We start from the raw sequence: 17,321 nt of genomic DNA, 5'->3' as shown, positions 1-17,321 counted from the left end.
TTATTTATTTATTTCTGACCTGACCAAGACCAAGACTTCAATCACCCTTTTTAGCTACCCCGCTCAGGTAATGGCGACCAGAAAATACCTGGCTCAGACAATACCCGGTCAGGCAATAAAGGTTTCACCATTTTCAAACTTGGTACGCACGATGGTAATCGGAAAAACTGTTTTCAATTGATAGTGGGGTGTGTCCGGAAAGGATCGCCAGTTACCTCCCCATTCAAGGTGATCCGAAATACCAAATTCTGCGGCCTTTATGTAATCCTGATGGTTACTTGAGTAACCTCCGTTGGCAGTAAAAATACCGATATCCCAGGCGATTCCAAAGTTATGATTACTTCTGCCACCACGTGCTTTTGTTACAATAGGACCGGGATTGTTGTATCTGCCTTGGCGATAGAGTTTGTTTTGTTCGTCGTAGGTACGTGTGCCTGAGATCATCTTGGCGTTGATATTATTACTTAGGAGCCGGTTCATAAAATGTCTGGCTTCTCGTTGGGCTTTAAGAGCGAGAGTGCAGATGTGTTTTTCAGTTCGATGGTCAAATGCACCGATCTGTTCCTTTAGCGCATCAGATCGCTGGTAGAATTCAGTGGCTCCTTTTTCTGTGAATTTACCCCAAATGCCATCCAGTGCTTTGTTATACAAACCTTCTGTTTTTAAGAGGCGTTGAAAGAAAAGTACATCATCTCCAAATAGTCCATAACTCATGACGTTCTCCTTGTAGCTAGTTTTTAGTAGGTAGTTCGGAGTCAGTATTTCAGAATTTCAGGTTGTTATTTGCCTGTTCGCTTCTATTTCTCCTGATAATAGATTAATAATCTAGTCAGCAATGAGGCTGGGGTTAGCAACGCTGATATTTTCGTATTATCTATAGGCTGATAACTATAATTTTTTGATAATTGGTGTTTTGCTACCTTTATGGTGTGTTAAAGAAAACATTTTTTACTACAGCCAAATAACAAATGCTTTGACTTTACCTTGTTACTATTTAAACTCAAACGGAGTGTAGCCGTCTAAGTCATTGAAATTTAACTATCTCTGCTGGATTTTATTATTGGTGCGCATTTTTTAAGATCGCAACGTGTGTGCAACACAGTGAGGGTATTGTTTATAAATAATGAAGAATATAAATCTGAAGGCAAACAAAACTTTGCGTGTGGAATCCACTTTTTCATTGCATCACCTACCGCTTTATTATTGCTTTTGGTAGCTTGTATTTTTTTGACTGGCGCTATTTCATAACATAAATCTATACTCTTTTTTAATTTTTATAGCAAACGTTTGTATGGATCTTGTTTTAATATTAACTGAAAATATCACTCATAATGGTTAATGTTCTTTCTGTATTATTATTAATAACCAAATAAAATCAGTATGTTATGTCACTATAATTTTAGTTTTAAGTTGGGTTGTACAGTTTATCCGACGTGCTTTTGATAATATTCAGTTTAGCAATCAGCGGTAGACCTAACATGGATCAACAAAAGAGGGAAAAGCAGGTGTGTTCTGCTGAATTGGATATAGCACAAGGTGCCGTCTTGGTTATGTTTGGCAGTAAGACTTGTGGCGTGTGCAGAGTGATATGGCCGCAGTTGCTGGCTGAGTTGGAATCTCGCTGGCCTGAATTGCAGCTTATATATGTAGATTGTGGGAGCGACCCGCAAGCGTGTGCTCAGAACAGTGTATTTTCACTCCCGGTGATTAAGTTGTTTTTTGATGGCCGGCAATATCTTGAACGAATACAGGTGTTCAGCCTCGGGCCGTTTGTCGGCGAGGTGAATCGTCTATGCGAGAAGTATCATTGGTCTGGTATTAATAGCTCTGGTATTGAAAGCTCAGGCACTGATTAGCCGTAACAGAGTACTCAACGTATAGCGACAGCGTGTACCTGTCGCTATACGTAAGCCAGTTCGTGAAACAAACAGTTATTCAAACTCACTAGTTAAATAGAACAGTTCCCACCGCAAAACTGCCAGCAAACCCCAGTGTGTAAGCCAGCAAGAGATAAAAGCTGAAGCGCATATAGCTAATAAAAGTAACTTCCGCAATTTTGCTCATGGCAACGATACCGGCGGCGGAACCGATTATCAGTAACGAGCCGCCTACACCAACGCCATAGGTTAATGATAACCAGCTGGCTGGAGACATCTCTATGTTAGCTTTCAACAAAGCGGCTGTCAGTGGCACGTTGTCTACCAGAGAAGAAAGTAATCCCATCACATAGTTTGCTTGTAACGGTGGCAGGGTGTCGTAGATTGTCACCAGATTATCAAGTACTCCGATCTCTTTTAACATGCCTACCAGGAGTAAAATACCCAGGAAGAATAACAGCGTATCAAACTCGATTACGCGAATGTAATCGAGCATGTTTTCTCGATTATCTTCACGATAAAACAAGCGACCGATTAAAAACATCATGGACAAGCCAAAGAGGAAGGTTAGCACCGGCGGCACGCCTGCCAGTACGTTAAGGATAATGGTTGCCAGAATAGTAAAGAGAAATAACACGGCAATACTCATGCCTACCCGGTCATAACGGCGTTCGACACCCTTGATGACTAATTCTTCTTTAAGTCCAAACGAGAGGAGGCCAGCAAGAAACAATACACTGACAAAAGAGGGAAGGGAAAGCCAGAGTAAGTTTTGTATCGCCACTTTGTCAGCCAGGAATATCATCAGTGTGGTGACATCCCCGGTTATCAGAGAAACGCCTCCTGAGTTCACTGCAAAAACGACCATCACGGCGAACTTTAAGGTTTTCTTGGGCGGAAGCTTGAGTGACAGTACTAATGCCACAGATACTAGTGTAGCTGTGATGTTGTCTGATAACGAGGAGAAAACGAAGGAGAAAATCGCGACCATAAAGAGTAATTTCTTTTCGCCAACCCTGGACGGTAAAAATTTATAGATGACGCTCTCTATCAACCCTTGATGGTTGAGAAAGGCGACAAAGGTCATGGCCGCCATCAGGAATAGCCATAAACTGGCAATTTCCAGTAGATTCTCGTTCAGCATTCCTTGAATCTGTTTCGGTGTTACACCATCTTCAGGAAAAACAAACAGTAATATCCACGCGAGTGTTCCAAGAAACAGAGTGGTTTTTGCTTTGTTGAGATGTAACACGTCTTCAAGCACAATCATAAAAAACGCGACGACAGCAATGATGATCAGAACAGTGTGCATCTGCACGACTCCACAAAGTTTAAGAGAGCAATATTTTAAGGGGGGAACATAATATTCGCATTGATTAATTCGATAAAATCGTTATATTTTTCCTTTTACTTTCATCATGTGGCTTTGTTAGTGCCACCCAATGAGTCTACGGGTTTATCTACATTGAGTTACCTGCATTGAATAATTCCCCGACATGGTACATTTATATCCTTCTTTGTGCGGATGGTAGTTTGTACACGGGTATTACAACGGATTGCGATAGGCGTCTGAAGGAACACAATGAGAGCCGTACTTCAGGTGCAAAATACACACGAACGCGGCGGCCGGTTGCTATGGTGTGGCGTGAAAATGTTGAGAGTCGCTCTTTGGCAAGTAAGCGTGAATATGCCATCAAGCAACTGTCCAGAGATAAGAAATTGGCGCTTATTGGCGGACTATAATCCGCTATCGGTTTCGATTGAGCGCTTACTGTATCTTTGCAAACAATCTATCAAAACAGGTCTGTTGATAAAATGTATGCTGAGTACGCCTAAGTGAATTTGCTCAGACAGCGATAATCACTTCGTGCTTTGTCGCTGTGATGATCATTATTGTTATGTTATATTATAACGTATTGTTTATAATCAAGGTGTTACTATGAAAATCTGTAAGAAAACCCGTGTGAAAGATCGCTCCCAGTGTGCGACATCGGTACTGGTTACCGCGCTTTCGTCATTCATGCTGACCTCTTTAGTGCATGCCGGTGAGGCGCATGAGCATGGTGTGGTAACGATAGATGCAGTAGTCGAGGAAAAATTGCTGGATGTGATGTTGATAACACCAGCGGTTAATGTTGTTGGGTTCGAACACACCCCCGAAACTGAAGCGCAGAAAGCAGAGGTTCTTCAGGCGATAAATTCGTTAAAGCAAGGTTATCAAATTATTCAGTTACCCCGTGCTGCTCTGTGCCTGTTGAAAGAAGCAGATGTTACCCAATCGTTACTTGAATCGCAGCATGAGCATGAAGAAGAGCACGCGCATGAGCATGAAGAAGAGCACGAGCATGAAGAAGAGCACGGGCATGAGCACAAAGAAGAGCACGGGCATGCGGATATTAGGGTTCATTATCAGTTTGTTTGCGCTAAACCCGAACAATTAACGAAAATCACGGTCGGACTGTTTGAGCAGTTTCCGATGGTTGAATCCGTTCGTTATCAGATGGTAAGTCAAGCGGGACAGACGGGTGGAACCTTGCTCTCTTCACACGATGAAATTTTAATTCGCGAATAGCATATATAGGAATAAACATGGCAACGGTAACGTTGGATCAGGTTACGTTTTCCTGGAAGTCAGGAGCTCCTGTCATTGATATACCAAAATGTGAGATCAAAAGTGGTGAACACATTTTTATACAAGGTCCATCAGGCAGTGGTAAAAGCACACTACTTAATTTGCTAACGGGACTGTTGCTGCCGGACTCCGGAGAAATACGAATTGCCGGTTGTTGTATCTCCTCGCTTTCATCATCGGAGCGAGATTGTTTCCGAGCTGACCATATAGGGTTTATCTTTCAGATGTTTAATCTGCTGCCGTACCTCTCTTTAAGAGATAATGTCATGCTGGCATGTCGCTTTTCTACTGTACGTAAGCAGCGTGCAATCGCGCAAGCGGGGAGTGTTTCGCAGGCGGCTGATCAGTTATTGCTCGAGTTGGGATTGGAGAAACAGTTGCACCAGAGGCTGACTGTTGCAGAGTTATCAGTAGGGCAGCAGCAGCGTGTGGCGGTGGCGCGTGCTTTAATAGGCTCCCCTGATGTGTTGATTGCTGATGAGCCTACCTCGGCTTTAGATCGTGAGACGCGTGACACCTTTATTCAGTTACTGCTCACAGAGGTATCTCAACGCAACAGTACCTTATTGTTGGTAAGTCACGATGATACCTTGAGCCCCTTTTTTGATAGAACGCTTTCGTTGCAGCAGATTAATTGTGCTGGAGTATCTGATGCTATTTAACGTTGCGTTAGCGAGTAGCTGGAGTCGCCGTCACACTTTGCTTTTTATTGTGCTGACGATCGCTCTCAGTGTTGCGTTATTGATCGGTGTAGAAAAGATTCGGACAGAAGTTCGTGATAGTTTTAACCGCTCGGTTTCCGGTACCGATTTGATTGTTGGTGCCCGGGGTGGAGAGTTGCAACTGATCTTGTATTCTATTTTTCATATTGGACAGGCTTCCAATAATATTAGCTGGGAAAGTTTCGAACTGATTAGTAATAATAAAAATGTTGCCTGGGCTGTGCCAATTTCCTTGGGGGATTCACATAAAGGGTTTCGTGTAGTGGGAACTTCATCAGGCTTCTTTAAGCATTATCAAACGGGGCAGCAGCAATCACTGCTGTTTCAAAAAGGTAAGGCATTTGATGACCTGTTTGATGCGGTTATCGGGGCGGATGTGGCGCTACAGCTTGGCTATCAGGTGGGTAGTCGTCTTACGCTTTCTCATGGGGTGGGTAGTACCAGTTTTTCTCAGCATGATGATCGGCCTTTTATCGTGGCTGGTGTGTTACGTCCGACAGGTACCCCTGTTGATCAATCGGTGTTTATTAGTTCCGAAGCCATTGTTGCCATTCATGACGGCTGGCAGTCGGGTAGCCGCATATCTGGACAGCAAATCTCTGTTGAGGAGGTGAGGAAAAAAGTACTTCAACCTAAAGAGCTAACGGCAATTTTACTGGGTATGAAATCAAAATTAAGCACTTTTCATTTGCAACGCCAGATTAATAACTATAAAGCAGAGCCTTTACAGGCAGTTTTACCGGGCGTAGCGTTACAGCAATTGTGGCAACTGATTCGGGTGGCTGAAAATGCACTGCGCTTAGTCTCCGCCTGTGTCGTGCTGGCAGGATTGATCGGTATGCTGGCCGTATTGCTTACCAGTTTGGGCGCCCGCCGAAAAGAGATGGCTATTATGCGCGCCATTGGCGCCAGGCCATGGCACATCATCACTTTGCTGGTATTCGAATCTACATTGGTCAGTGCCATGGGAACCTTGCTCGGGGTGCTGCTGTCTGTTGTGTTACTGATGTTGGCTCAGCCCGTATTAGAAGCGCAATTCGGATTGTTTATTCAGTCGACAGGATTGTCGCTGGATGACGCGCCGTTGTTGGCTGGTGTTGTATTTGCGGGCGCAGCGACGGGGTTATGGCCGGGTTATCGGGCTTATCAAATGACGGCTGCTGATGGGTTAACGCTACGATGCTAAAGACTCTTTTATTGTAGAATTATTCAGTGTGTCACTTTTAGTCAATAGTTTTTATTAATAGAGAGTATGCCAGGCTACTCTCAATGAGGATGGTTCAATGCAGATTTACCGCTTAATTTTTATTGTGTTTGCCTCGTGTGTTGCATTGCTTGCTACCAGTATTCACGCGGCTGACGAAGAGCTCAACGGTGAGAAACTAGAACAAATTGAGTGGGAGCAACTGATGCCTGCTGATTATTCGCTGGATGGCTTATTTGGTGATCGCGATCTCGGGGCGTTGGATGATCTTGACCCTAAAGCGGCTTTGCTGATGGATGAGCTACAGCAAGCATTACAGTCGGCTCCTGTTGTGCCTGAGATGAACGGTAAAATGGTACGTATCCCGGGTTTTGTGGTTCCTGTCGAGAGCGAAGATCAAAACGTGTATAAGTTTTTTTTGGTACCCTACTTCGGTGCCTGTATTCATGTTCCGCCCCCGCCGTCAAATCAGATCATTTATGCGCATTACGAACCAGGGGTTAAGGTGGAGAGCCTTTTTGATGCTGTTTGGATTAGTGGAAAACTCAAAACTGAGACCTTCAGTCATGAGTTAGCTTCATCCGGTTACACGCTGGAAGTCTTTCGTATTGAGCCTTATGAAGAGTAGCGCAACGCACTTCCGGCTTTGAGTCTTAATATTCTTATTTCTGTTACCTGAAACCGTTATTCTATTATTGAAAACCGCTATGCTATAGGGAATAACGGGCTTATAATCGCCGAAAATTTCAACCCTGCCTTACATTTTCAATGTGCAATCAAACTTATTTTTTGGATAGAGACCATGACTTTATCGGGGACACAGTATTGAACGATCAACTTCAGCCTCAAGATGAGCTATTAGTTGCCGGTTGGCGGGAATGGGTTTCTTTGCCCGGTTTAGGTATCGGCTCTATTAAGGCAAAGATGGATACCGGTGCCCGAACATCATGTTTGCATGCTTTTAAAGTAGAGGCGTTTGAGAAAAAAGGTAAGTCATGGGTCAGGTTTTCTATTCACCCGAATCAAAACGAGACTGATACGGTTATTCAGTGTGAGGCAAGGGTACTGGATTACCGCAAAGTGACAGACTCCGGTGGCCACAGTGAGTTACGTTATGTAATTCGAACCACTGTACATTTTGGTGATCATCAATGGCCTGCAGAGGTTACTCTGACTAATAGAGACAATATGAAGTTTCGTATGTTGATAGGGCGTACTGCCATGTCAGATCGTATCGTTATCAATCCAGCACTATCATTCCAGTTTGGGTTGACGGGAGTAAAAAAATGAAAATTGGTATTTTATCCAGAAACTCAAAGCTCTACTCCACGCGTCGTCTGATCGAGGCTTGTGAGGCAAGAGGGCATGAAACGAAGGTGATCGACGCATTACGCTGTTATATGAATATCAATTCAGAACAGCCTTCGATCCATTTTAAGGGTGAAGATTTAGTCGGCTTCGATGCGATTATTCCGCGTATCGGTGCTTCGGTTACTTTTTACGGATGTGCAGTTTTACGTCAGTTTGAAATGATGGGTGTTTATCCCGTCAATGAGTCGGTAGCCATTACAAGGTCGCGTGATAAATTGCGTTCTATGCAACTGTTGTCACGAAAAAACATCGGTATGCCAGTGACGGGATTTGCCAGCAAACCGGATGATATAAAAGATCTGCTGGATATGGTGGGCGGAGCGCCAGTGGTTATCAAATTGCTCGAAGGTACGCAGGGTATTGGTGTTGTGCTTGCTGAAACCCGTAAAGCGGCAGAAAGTGTGCTCGAAGCTTTCATGGGACTCAAAGCTAATATCATGGTTCAGGAGTTTATTAAGGAAGCTGGCGGTGCGGATATCCGTTGTTTCGTTATCGGTGATAAGGTTATTGCCGCGATGAAACGTCAGGGCGCAGAAGGTGAATTTCGTTCTAATCTGCACCGTGGTGGTAATGCATCGCTGATCAGAATTACACCAGATGAGCGCAAAACAGCCGTTACTGCGGCAAAAGCGATGGGCTTGAGTGTTGCGGGTGTAGATCTTCTTCGTTCCAGCCGTGGGCCACTCGTGATGGAAGTTAACTCATCACCGGGCCTTGAAGGTATTGAAGCCGCAACGGGTAAAGACGTTGCGAGTATGATCATTGAGCATATCGAAAAAAGTGCTAAACCGCAGAGCACGACAACCCGAGGTCGGGGTTAGTTATTAGTAGTTAGCTGTTAACCCCCTTTAATGACAGCTCGATAGTTAATCCATTCGATTCCTGTTGTTCTTCTCTGTGAGCAGAGCAACAGGATCTCCCTAAAAGCAGAATTTTTATACTGTTTGTAATAAAATCCTCCCTCATAGTGATTCTCTTCTCCATATGGCTGGTTTTCTGACATGAATTATCCGACAACAAAATTGCCGAAAGTCGGCACAACTATTTTCACAGTTATGTCTCAGATGGCCGCCGAGTATAAGGCAATTAATCTGTCTCAGGGTTTTCCTGATTTTGATGGCCCTAAACAGTTGTTAGATGCCGTTGGGCAATATATTGCTCAAGGGGCAAATCAATATGCACCTATGACAGGTGTTCCGGCATTGCGTGAAGAGATCGCTAAAAAAGTGGCCATGTTGTATGGCAATACAGTCTCACCTGAAACAGAAGTGACAGTAACCTCCGGTGCCACAGAAGCGCTGTTTGCTGCGATTGCTGCTGTGGTCAGGCGTGATGATGAAGTGATAGTTTTTGATCCCGCTTATGATAGTTATGAACCGGCGATTGAACTCAATGGGGGCGTAGCGGTTCATTTGCAGTTGCAGCCACCCGCTTTTCATATCGATTGGCAGCAGTTAAAAGATGCGATTACGCCGAAAACACGGATGATAATCATCAATACACCGCATAATCCAACCGGTTCTATTTTATCCGCTGAGGATTTAGCGCAACTGGCAGAATTGGTGCGAGATACTGATATTCTGCTGTTGGGTGATGAGGTGTACGAACATATTGTCTTTGATGGTCATCAACACCATAGTTTACTCAGCCACCCTGAGTTATATCAGCGTAGTTTTGTGGTGTCCTCGTTTGGAAAAACTTACCACACGACCGGTTGGAAAGTTGGCTATTGTGTCGCGCCGGCAGCGTTGTCGGTTGAGTTACGTAAAGTGCATCAGTACCTGACTTTTTCTACATCAACGCCGATGCAGTTGGCGCTTGCCGATATTATGCGTGAACAGCCATCTCACTATCAGGCGTTGCCGGCGTTTTATCAACACAAACGCGACCTGTTCAACACACTGATTGCACCCGGTAAATTTACTTTTACTGCAGCACCAGGCACTTATTTTCAGCTGGTGGACTACAGCAACATCAGTGATATGAATGACATAGACTTCTGCCAATGGTTAATCAAAGAGGTGGGTGTAGCGGCTATCCCTGTGTCTGTTTTCTGTAACACACCCCCACACATGCGCTTGATTCGTTTCTGTTTTGCTAAAGGTGATGAAACCTTGAAAAGTGCTGCTGCCAGAATTGTGGCTATTTAGGAGAAAGGCTATGGAGCAAAAAGATGAATTACGGGTAACACTGGTTCAGACCGAGCTACTTTGGCAATTACCCGAAGCAAACCGTACGCTTTTGGCTGAGAAGCTTCACCCGTTGGCAGGGCATACCGATCTGATTATTCTGCCAGAAATGTTTACCACCTGTTTCATGATGAATCCTGAAGATCATGCCGAACCGATGTATTCAGAAACATTGGCGTGGATGCGCGCACAGGCGGCGGCGTTAAATGCCGCTGTCTGCGGTTCTGTCGCTATGCAGGAGGGTGATGCCTATATGAATCGAATGCTGTTAGTTAGCCCTGCAGGTGAAGTGCAATTTTATGATAAGAGCCACTTGTTCAGAATGGGTAATGAACATCAGCATTATCGGGCGGGTATTGAGCGTGTGATATTTGAATATGCCGGCTGGCGTATATTGCCGACTATCTGTTATGACTTGCGCTTTCCGGTATTTATGCGGTGTCAGAATGACTATGATCTGGCGATATGTGTTGCTAACTGGCCCGCGCCGCGCCGCATGCCCTGGCGAACACTGTTGCAAGCAAGAGCGATCGAAAATCAATGCTACATGCTGGGTGTTAACCGCATCGGCGAAGATGGCGTGGGTCTGCAGTACAGTGGCGATTCGTTAGCGGTGAATTTCAAAGGTGAGTTGCTGTTGGATAAGCCTCAGGGTGAAAGCTTTGTAGCAACAGTTCCTCTCCACTTGAAAGAGCTTCAGCAGTTTCGTGATGTATTTCCTGCGTGGCAAGACGCTGATACTTTTGCGCTTAACATTGGCCGTTAAGCGTTGTTGCTGGTTTTATAAAAGTCATAAAGAGCCGCTTAGGGCTCTGGCTGCCTGGCTGTTTTAGCCCGTAAGCCTGCACAGTAATCAATATCCAGTTGTTTAGGTGTAAACCAGATATAGTCTGCCTCAAGGGATGTTGCATAATCCCCAGGGTTTTCGTCAGTCTCACTGACTTCCGTCAGCCGTAGCGTTTTAATCCGCTGGCGGGTTAGCTGGCTAAGATGCAGCGGTACACCGATGTTTTTCTGCGTATGAAAACTACCGGCAATCAGGATGGAAGGGCGCTGCGTTTCTTCTGTCTGCACATCAGAGATCATGGCGTGTGCCATGCTGGCATCCCGTGCGAGTTGAATGTTCAGCATCGGTGTCAGTTGGTCTTTCGGCATCGTCTCGCAATGGCTCTGATAAACCTGATCCAGTATCTTTTCTCTTACCATCCGGGGAATCGACAGCATGCTATTAAAGCGAGAGGTGGCTAATTCCGCCGCAGTACTCCCTTGCTGATAGATCTTTTTGAGTAACGCTGAACTGATATTACCGGCTGTTATGCTTGCACCCTGCTGCACCGCTGTATTGATCAGCGGGCCATAATCATTCCACGGCCAGCCTTTGCCATTCCATTGCAGTTTTTGATACATCTGCTTCAGCGTGTCGTTTGGATGAAGTGTGCTTATTAGTGGCTGCTGTTCGTCTGTCAGCATTTCAAAGACGATGTGTGCCGGGGCTTCACTACTCAGCGCTATGAGGATTTTTTCTTCAAGGCGATGATGGTCTGGGTTATCGTGTTTTTCGCCGACCAGAACATAAGGTGTTTTCTGTAGTTGGGAAAATAACTCAGCTTCACTGATAAAGGTTTGCTGTTCAAGGCTATATATCTTGCCAACAAGCGGGTGGTGTTGTAATAGCGGTGCAAGCCAGTGGTTAGTCGCGCTGGCATAAGCAGGTAACAACATGATTAACAGGCCTGCTAGCAGCGGCTTTATCGTTAACCGCCTGATAATCGCAATAAATCGTCTGGTTCTCACTGCTCTGTGTCCCCCACGGTTTTGTATAACCACGGCATAGTGTAAGCATTCCTATTCTATTAGCCTGATCATAACGCATGTTTTGCTCTGATATTAACTCAGATATTCATTAGGGCATTAAAAAAGACCCCGAAGGGCCTTTTTTATACAAAGCATGATTACTGCTGTTAACTGTTAATTAACGCTGCTCTATTAGGCCTGATAGACCTCTTCATCTTCGATATCATCATCGTTGACGGAATCCTCACCAATCAGAGTAGTGTGCTTAGGCGTCCCTTTTTTTTGTACCTGTTTGTCATGAAGTTTGCCAAGCTGGCGATCAATTTTTTGAGCCATGGCATCGAGTGCGGCAAAGAGATTTTCATCAGATGCTTTAGCGTTAATTTCTCGTCCGGCCGCATGTAGGGTGGCCTCTACTTCTTCTAGTCTGTCGGTTTTATCAAGAGTGACCTGAGCGCTTGATATTACATCGTAACGTTCTTGGCTGTGTTCGAGCCATGACTCAATTTTTTCGCGAAGGGCTGGAGAAACTTTATCGTGACGATTAGTGATGTTGATGATCATATAATTTCCTTACTACGTAAAATGCAACGCCAAGGTTGCGTATAAAACAACATTGAAAACTTAATGAAGCGTGGCTCCTATCTCTATCGTTGTTTTGATTTTTTACATGGTGCAAAATCACTATAGCGCTGAATTTACAAAAAAGGAAAGAGATTTTTCTGCTTTATTCCTCGACCCATATTTCGCGCACCGGTTCACCAAAATCATCATAGATGATTTTCTTGCGAGGGCGCTTTGAGTGTGGCAATGTGGCTTTTTCGGTTTTAGAACGGCGCCTGGCATCAATCGCATTCAGTGCTTCAGGCACCGGTGTACGTTCTTGCTTGGGATGTCCAAAAACAAAGCTATTACGATGATAGGCACCGTCTTCAAGTCCAGTGGCACCACTGTCGACCTCTTTGACTGTGCCCCCTTTATTGAGGAATTCTTGAGTTTTACGTTCAAGCTCTTCACGTGTTTCTGCTTTGGTGGGACGTTTATTCATGGAGCGTATTATGCCTGATTGCTCGGTGTGATGAAATGTATTGAAAAGATAACCTTGCCAGCCTACACAGGTGTGTCTGTCAACGCTAGCCGGTATACTCTGCAAAAATGTCTGAATTGAGTCGATAGATGAATTATATCCCTTTAAATAAGTACCGCTACCTGTGGTTTTATCAACATCAGGATATGCCAGTGCCAGTGGTTGACCTGGAATTTATTAAACCGCTGACAGAGTCGCGCTCTTTAGAAATATGGACGCTCAATGTCAGTAAAGATAGTCTGGACGCCAGCGAATTAGAGAAGGACGATTGGGCCAGCCAGGCGGATACCTGGTTAGAAAAAGGTTTTTGGCAAAGTGCCTGGGACAGCGACGATGCCGCATTGCCGGAGCAACTCGCTGATTTTATCCAATGGGAAGACAATACGATTGTCTATTTCTGTTATGCCGGTGAGCATGTGGTGGAAACCACATGGGGTGTTTTTAAACGGCATTGGAAAAACTTTCTTTTTCTTGATGATGGCTCGTTACTTCTTGGTAAAAAACGTAAAGAAGTGGTCCAGTTTCAGCAAAATGGCACTTTTTCGCTCGGAAAACGACCATAATCAGCTGTTTGCAAAACGTTCCTGGTACATATTCAGGACACACATATTTCGTAGTTGCAAACAGCGTTTTTCTAAAGTGAAGCCAGGAAGCGTGATTCGATAGTTAAAAAAGTTAAAGCAACAGTCGTCTCAATCAGGCGTTAGCATCATCGACCCAATGCAGCGCCTGTAGGAACTGGCGTTCTTCAAAGTGTTGAGTTTCACCTTTTATAAGATAGTTGCCCAGCTTGGTTGCCCATTCTATCCATTCGGGGCCGCCAACGACTGCCAGGCGTATGAAATCTTCAGTATGTGATAGCCCCAGTTTGGCGTCTTCCCAAATAGCACCGGCTGTCATCCCTTTGAATGAAGGATCCAGATAGATGACAACTCGCAGTGGACCGTAGGTTGGCAGTTTTTCTTCAATAAGCGGCGCCAATACGTTTTGATAATCCTCAGCGTTGAGTGTTTCTGAAGCCTGCACAACGATCAGGTCGCCAGCCGTGTCGGGTAAAATTGATAGCATAGTTTTTACTCTGAAGTAGTCTTTGAATGGGTAGCCGATATTATGACGAATTCTTTATAAGGAATTGTCCACGAAAAAGCTATTCAGGAACAGATCTATTAAGAGATCGCCATCGTTAGCCAGATCTGTTTTTTTCATCCGAAGGTGCAGGTTTACTTCAATTAAGCCATGCAGATAACTGTACAAAGCCCCGGCAATAAATTCCGGACTGTGTTGGGTGTGTAATAGCTGCTGCTGATGCAAATGAGTTAGCGCACTGACCAGTGCCTGGTAGACAGCGTCCGACTTGCTTTCGAGGTAGGTCTGCAACTCGGTTTGATGGTGAGTTGCTTCGAAATAATTAAAAGTGATGCGTATGGCCTGGCTATTTTTCGGATCTTGCGTTACCTGACGTAGCATCTCTTTGATTGTGTTTTTGAAGTAGAGGTCCGCTCGGATATCAGTTTGACGGGAGACTTCATCCGTGAGCTTAGCGATGAAAATATTAAAAAAGGGGGCTGCATCCCGTTCCCACAGCGCCTTAATAACATCTTCTTTGTTTTCGAAGTGCCAGTAAACAGCGCCGCGAGTCATCCCTGTGAATTTAGCTATTTCCAGTAGTGTCGTATGGCTGATACCTTGGTAGCTGAATAGCTCAGCCGCAGCATCCAGCAATAAATGATAGGTTTTCAGTGCTTCTTCTTTGGTTTTTCTTGCCATGAGATGTCGCTGTCTTTTTGATAAATTCTTTATTCAGCATAGTATATCGGATAATATACATACATTCATGAATGTTTATGGTCCCCGTAATGAAAACGTTAACTCGTATTGTCTCTCTCGCACTGATGAGTGCTTTATTAACAGCCTGTGATAATCCTTCAGCGATGACGGAGGAGCCCGTTGAATTGGTGCGTCCCGTGAAATTAGCAATAGCTGAATCGAGTGCGGCTGAAATGAAGCGTGTTTTTCCCGGAACTATTGAAGCTTCAAAACATTCGGCACTGGCGTTTCGGGTTTCTGGCCAGCTAAGAGAGCTGCCTGTTAAGGCGGGAGTTGAAGTGAAAGAGGGGGATGTACTGGCGCAGCTGGATCAGGCTGATTTTAAAAATACACTGGCAGATCGTCAGGCGCGTTATGATCTGGCAAAAATTCAGTTTGAACAGATAGAATCTTTGATAAAGAAAAAATATGCCAGCCAGACAAAGCTGGATGAAGCACGTGCAAACCTGAAAGGCGCCGCTGCAGCACTGGCGGTAGCAAAAGATAATGTTAGCTATACACAGTTAATAGCGCCCTTTGATGGTGTGATTGGGCGCGTTGATATTGAAAACTTCCAGTCAGTTCAGGCTCAAACGCCGATTATACAGCTGCAGGATACCCATGAGATTGATATCAAGTTCAGTGTGCCGGAAGGGTTGTTAACTCAGCTTAAGCCCGACATGGATGCGAACAGTGTCTGCGCTAACGTAACTTTTGAAAGCCAATCTGATGCCTCGTTTACTGCCTGTTACAAAAAACATGACTCTGTTCCTGATTCTGTAACGCGCACTTACCGTGTGGTATTCAGCATGGACAGGCCGTTAGCGTTCACAGTATTGCCGGGTATGTCCGTGAATATTGAGTTGGATCTTACCGATGTGTTGCAGGGACAGCCAAGTGACCATGCGGTGAGTGTGCCGCTGGCTGCTGTTTTTGAGCAAGCCTCACAAACTTACGTATGGCGCGTGAATGCACAAATGCAGGCCGAGCAAGTCGCAGTGAAAACAGTGCGCATATTTGATGAGAAAATCTTGGTTAGCGGCCTTTCTCCCGGTGATCAGGTGATTGCAGCGGGTGTTGCCTATATTCAAGCAGGCCAGAAAGTCAGGGCAATTAAAAAAGAGCGTGGGCTATAAGGAACATAGAGCGATGAATCTGGCTGAATATGGTATTCGTAATACAACAATTACCTGGATGGTGGTCGTTCTCCTGATCATCGGTGGAATATTTTCATTTATGGGGTTGGGGCGCCTTGAAGACCCGGCGTTCACGATTAAAGAAGCGTTAGTTAATACAGTCTATCCCGGTGCTTCCCCTTTGGAAGTAGAAGAAGAGGTTACCTTAGTGCTGGAAAATGCGATCCAGCAACTTCCTTATGTAGAAGAGGTTATCTCTACCTCCAGTGCAGGTTTGTCACAGATTAAAGTGGAGATGAAAAGCATCTACCGCAAAGATGATTTGGCACAGATCTGGGATGAGATGCGGCGAAAAGTAAACGATATAACGGCTACGTTACCTCCTGGCGCATACCCGCCGCAGATTATTGATGATTTTAGTGACGTATACGGTGTCTTCATGTCAGTTACCGGGCAGGGGTACGATTATGAGCAGTTAGCCGACTATGCCGACTTTCTCAAGCGTGAACTGGTGCTGGTGCCAGGTGTTAGCAAGGTAAACGTGGGCGGTGAGCGGAGTGAGCAGATCAGCATCGAAATTGATCGTGCTCGTTTGGTGGCGTCGGGTTTTTCTGTGGCCGCGCTGCAGCAAGTGCTGAGTACTCATAATGTGGTCGCTGATGCGGGAAACATTAAGGTCGGTAGTGAATATATCCGGATCAGCCCGGTAAGCCAAAACAGCGAGCTGGCGGCAGGTTTAGGAGGCATTTTACTCGGTGAGGCCAATGGTGAACTGATTTATTTAATTGATGTAGCCAACATCAAAAAAGACTATGTCGATCCACCTACACATTTGTATCGTTTTAATGGTGATGCCGCGCTTACCGTTAATGTCTCATTTGCATCGGGCGTGAATGTCGTCGATGTTGGCCATCTGTTAAAGCAAAGGCTTGCAGAGCTTGAATATGCACGCCCTGTAGGAATGCAGATTGATTATATTTACAACCAGCCGGCACAGGTTGAGACCTCCGTTAATGATTTCCTGATCAGCCTGGCACAAGCGGTGGCGATTGTCGTCGTGGTGCTGCTGGTGTCTATGGGGATCGGCCCGGGTGTGTTGATGAGTGTTGTGTTATTGCTGACGATTCTCGGTACGTTTATTGTCATGCGCATCACCGGTATTGAGTTGCATCGAATCTCATTAGGTGCCTTGATTATCGCCCTGGGAATGCTGGTGGATAATGCCATCGTTATTACCGAAGGTGTGATTATCGGTATGCAGCGTGGGCTCACCCGTTTACAGGCCGCCAATAAAATAGTCAGTAACACCAGTTGGCCCTTGTTAGGCGCCACGGTGATTGCGATTACTGCTTTTGCCCCTATCGGCTTATCGCCCGATGCCAGCGGCGAGTTCACCAATAGTTTGTTTTGGGTGCTGTTTATCTCGTTACTGCTGAGTTGGGTTCTGGCGATTACCATCACCCCCTTCTTTTGTTATCTGATCTTTAAAGATAAACCCATGTT

20 protein-coding genes are annotated in these 17,321 nt (G+C 45.1%); 13 read left to right on the top strand and 7 right to left on the bottom strand.

What is annotated here, in order from left to right; translation table 11 throughout:
* Positions 1 to 108: 108 nt before the first annotated feature.
* On the bottom strand, positions 109 to 714 hold the full coding sequence (locus ABY436_RS00840; RefSeq protein WP_372737134.1) for a M15 family metallopeptidase: 606 nt from the start codon (positions 712 to 714) through the stop codon (positions 109 to 111).
* 764 nt (positions 715 to 1,478) lie between these two features.
* Here ABY436_RS00840 and ABY436_RS00835 point away from each other — a divergent pair.
* Positions 1,479 to 1,856, top strand: coding sequence for a thioredoxin family protein (locus ABY436_RS00835; RefSeq protein ID WP_372737133.1), 378 nt, complete (start codon positions 1,479 to 1,481; stop codon positions 1,854 to 1,856).
* A gap of 88 nt (positions 1,857 to 1,944) precedes the next feature.
* Here ABY436_RS00835 and nhaD read toward each other — a convergent pair whose 3' ends face one another.
* Positions 1,945 to 3,189: a sodium:proton antiporter NhaD gene (gene nhaD / locus ABY436_RS00830; protein ID WP_372737132.1), complete on the bottom strand. Its 1,245-nt coding sequence runs from the start codon at positions 3,187 to 3,189 to the stop codon at positions 1,945 to 1,947.
* A gap of 167 nt (positions 3,190 to 3,356) precedes the next feature.
* Here nhaD and ABY436_RS00825 point away from each other — a divergent pair, with 167 nt between their 5' ends.
* The 9 genes from ABY436_RS00825 (at position 3,357) to ABY436_RS00785 (ending at position 10,761) form a co-directional block, all read left to right on the top strand.
* Positions 3,357 to 3,620 (top strand): GIY-YIG nuclease family protein, encoded by a 264-nt coding sequence (locus ABY436_RS00825; RefSeq protein ID WP_372737131.1) that lies wholly within the window; start codon positions 3,357 to 3,359, stop codon positions 3,618 to 3,620.
* Between the two features lie 196 nt (positions 3,621 to 3,816).
* Positions 3,817 to 4,449: a DUF2796 domain-containing protein gene (locus ABY436_RS00820; protein WP_372737130.1), complete on the top strand. Its 633-nt coding sequence runs from the start codon at positions 3,817 to 3,819 to the stop codon at positions 4,447 to 4,449.
* A gap of 17 nt (positions 4,450 to 4,466) precedes the next feature.
* Positions 4,467 to 5,171 (top strand): ABC transporter ATP-binding protein, encoded by a 705-nt coding sequence (locus tag ABY436_RS00815; RefSeq protein WP_372737129.1) that lies wholly within the window; start codon positions 4,467 to 4,469, stop codon positions 5,169 to 5,171.
* On the top strand, positions 5,161 to 6,417 hold the full coding sequence (locus ABY436_RS00810) for an ABC transporter permease (RefSeq protein WP_372737128.1): 1,257 nt from the start codon (positions 5,161 to 5,163) through the stop codon (positions 6,415 to 6,417). The genes ABY436_RS00815 and ABY436_RS00810 overlap by 11 nt, the downstream gene beginning before the upstream one ends.
* Before the next feature lie 97 nt (positions 6,418 to 6,514).
* Positions 6,515 to 7,063 (top strand): DUF3299 domain-containing protein, encoded by a 549-nt coding sequence (locus ABY436_RS00805; protein WP_372737127.1) that lies wholly within the window; start codon positions 6,515 to 6,517, stop codon positions 7,061 to 7,063.
* 197 nt (positions 7,064 to 7,260) lie between these two features.
* On the top strand, positions 7,261 to 7,725 hold the full coding sequence (locus ABY436_RS00800; protein WP_372737126.1) for an ATP-dependent zinc protease: 465 nt from the start codon (positions 7,261 to 7,263) through the stop codon (positions 7,723 to 7,725).
* Positions 7,722 to 8,627 (top strand): 30S ribosomal protein S6--L-glutamate ligase, encoded by a 906-nt coding sequence (rimK, locus tag ABY436_RS00795; protein WP_372737125.1) that lies wholly within the window; start codon positions 7,722 to 7,724, stop codon positions 8,625 to 8,627. Before ABY436_RS00800 ends, rimK begins: the two co-directional genes overlap by 4 nt.
* A 180-nt stretch (positions 8,628 to 8,807) precedes the next feature.
* Entirely contained in the window at positions 8,808 to 9,956 is a 1,149-nt protein-coding gene (locus ABY436_RS00790) for a pyridoxal phosphate-dependent aminotransferase (protein ID WP_372737124.1), read from the top strand.
* 10 nt (positions 9,957 to 9,966) lie between these two features.
* Complete coding sequence (locus ABY436_RS00785) at positions 9,967 to 10,761, top strand: amidohydrolase (protein ID WP_372737123.1); 795 nt, start codon at positions 9,967 to 9,969, stop codon at positions 10,759 to 10,761.
* A 38-nt stretch (positions 10,762 to 10,799) separates the two neighbouring features.
* Here the strand turns inward: ABY436_RS00785 and ABY436_RS00780 are convergent, their stop codons facing one another.
* From ABY436_RS00780 to ABY436_RS00770, 3 genes are all read right to left on the bottom strand, one after another.
* Positions 10,800 to 11,789: a ChaN family lipoprotein gene (locus ABY436_RS00780; RefSeq protein ID WP_372737122.1), complete on the bottom strand. Its 990-nt coding sequence runs from the start codon at positions 11,787 to 11,789 to the stop codon at positions 10,800 to 10,802.
* A 192-nt stretch (positions 11,790 to 11,981) separates the two neighbouring features.
* Positions 11,982 to 12,353: a ribosome hibernation-promoting factor, HPF/YfiA family gene (hpf, locus tag ABY436_RS00775; RefSeq protein ID WP_372737121.1), complete on the bottom strand. Its 372-nt coding sequence runs from the start codon at positions 12,351 to 12,353 to the stop codon at positions 11,982 to 11,984.
* A gap of 163 nt (positions 12,354 to 12,516) precedes the next feature.
* On the bottom strand, positions 12,517 to 12,837 hold the full coding sequence (locus ABY436_RS00770; RefSeq protein WP_372737120.1) for a hypothetical protein: 321 nt from the start codon (positions 12,835 to 12,837) through the stop codon (positions 12,517 to 12,519).
* 128 nt (positions 12,838 to 12,965) lie between these two features.
* On the opposite strand from ABY436_RS00770, the gene ABY436_RS00765 reads away from it, so the two are divergent.
* Positions 12,966 to 13,439: a DUF2947 domain-containing protein gene (locus ABY436_RS00765; RefSeq protein ID WP_372737119.1), complete on the top strand. Its 474-nt coding sequence runs from the start codon at positions 12,966 to 12,968 to the stop codon at positions 13,437 to 13,439.
* Between the two features lie 133 nt (positions 13,440 to 13,572).
* Here ABY436_RS00765 and ABY436_RS00760 read toward each other — a convergent pair whose 3' ends face one another.
* Both ABY436_RS00760 and ABY436_RS00755 read right to left on the bottom strand, forming a co-directional pair.
* Positions 13,573 to 13,944 (bottom strand): STAS/SEC14 domain-containing protein, encoded by a 372-nt coding sequence (locus ABY436_RS00760; RefSeq protein ID WP_372737118.1) that lies wholly within the window; start codon positions 13,942 to 13,944, stop codon positions 13,573 to 13,575.
* A 54-nt stretch (positions 13,945 to 13,998) separates the two neighbouring features.
* Positions 13,999 to 14,643, bottom strand: coding sequence for a TetR family transcriptional regulator (locus ABY436_RS00755; RefSeq protein ID WP_372737117.1), 645 nt, complete (start codon positions 14,641 to 14,643; stop codon positions 13,999 to 14,001).
* 89 nt (positions 14,644 to 14,732) lie between these two features.
* On the opposite strand from ABY436_RS00755, the gene ABY436_RS00750 reads away from it, so the two are divergent.
* Positions 14,733 to 15,818: an efflux RND transporter periplasmic adaptor subunit gene (locus tag ABY436_RS00750; RefSeq protein ID WP_372737116.1), complete on the top strand. Its 1,086-nt coding sequence runs from the start codon at positions 14,733 to 14,735 to the stop codon at positions 15,816 to 15,818.
* Between the two features lie 13 nt (positions 15,819 to 15,831).
* A partial coding sequence (locus ABY436_RS00745; protein WP_372737115.1) for an efflux RND transporter permease subunit occupies positions 15,832 to 17,321 on the top strand: 1,490 nt, incomplete at its 3' end.

The sequence above is a fragment of the Neptunomonas sp. genome, from assembly GCF_041601355.1.
Classification (GTDB): domain Bacteria; phylum Pseudomonadota; class Gammaproteobacteria; order Pseudomonadales; family Balneatricaceae; genus Neptunomonas.
Note: the sequence above shows the minus strand (reverse complement) of the source record. Positions and strands in the feature narration are given on the sequence as shown.

Excerpts from the sequence above, each read along its gene's own strand:
- nhaD (WP_372737132.1), bottom strand. The coding sequence starts at position 3,189 with ATGCACACTGTTCTGATCATCATTGCTGTCGTCGCGTTTTTTATGATT.
- ABY436_RS00785 (WP_372737123.1), top strand. The coding sequence starts at position 9,967 with ATGGAGCAAAAAGATGAATTACGGGTAACACTGGTTCAGACCGAGCTA.
- ABY436_RS00770 (WP_372737120.1), bottom strand. The coding sequence starts at position 12,837 with ATGAATAAACGTCCCACCAAAGCAGAAACACGTGAAGAGCTTGAACGT.
- rimK (WP_372737125.1), top strand. The coding sequence starts at position 7,722 with ATGAAAATTGGTATTTTATCCAGAAACTCAAAGCTCTACTCCACGCGT.
- hpf (WP_372737121.1), bottom strand. The coding sequence starts at position 12,353 with ATGATCATCAACATCACTAATCGTCACGATAAAGTTTCTCCAGCCCTT.
- ABY436_RS00750 (WP_372737116.1), top strand. The coding sequence starts at position 14,733 with ATGAAAACGTTAACTCGTATTGTCTCTCTCGCACTGATGAGTGCTTTA.
- ABY436_RS00810 (WP_372737128.1), top strand. The coding sequence starts at position 5,161 with ATGCTATTTAACGTTGCGTTAGCGAGTAGCTGGAGTCGCCGTCACACT.
- ABY436_RS00805 (WP_372737127.1), top strand. The coding sequence starts at position 6,515 with ATGCAGATTTACCGCTTAATTTTTATTGTGTTTGCCTCGTGTGTTGCA.
- ABY436_RS00835 (WP_372737133.1), top strand. The coding sequence starts at position 1,479 with ATGGATCAACAAAAGAGGGAAAAGCAGGTGTGTTCTGCTGAATTGGAT.
- ABY436_RS00790 (WP_372737124.1), top strand. The coding sequence starts at position 8,808 with ATGAATTATCCGACAACAAAATTGCCGAAAGTCGGCACAACTATTTTC.
- ABY436_RS00815 (WP_372737129.1), top strand. The coding sequence starts at position 4,467 with ATGGCAACGGTAACGTTGGATCAGGTTACGTTTTCCTGGAAGTCAGGA.
- ABY436_RS00820 (WP_372737130.1), top strand. The coding sequence starts at position 3,817 with ATGAAAATCTGTAAGAAAACCCGTGTGAAAGATCGCTCCCAGTGTGCG.
- ABY436_RS00765 (WP_372737119.1), top strand. The coding sequence starts at position 12,966 with ATGAATTATATCCCTTTAAATAAGTACCGCTACCTGTGGTTTTATCAA.
- ABY436_RS00755 (WP_372737117.1), bottom strand. The coding sequence starts at position 14,643 with ATGGCAAGAAAAACCAAAGAAGAAGCACTGAAAACCTATCATTTATTG.
- ABY436_RS00840 (WP_372737134.1), bottom strand. The coding sequence starts at position 714 with ATGAGTTATGGACTATTTGGAGATGATGTACTTTTCTTTCAACGCCTC.
- ABY436_RS00760 (WP_372737118.1), bottom strand. The coding sequence starts at position 13,944 with ATGCTATCAATTTTACCCGACACGGCTGGCGACCTGATCGTTGTGCAG.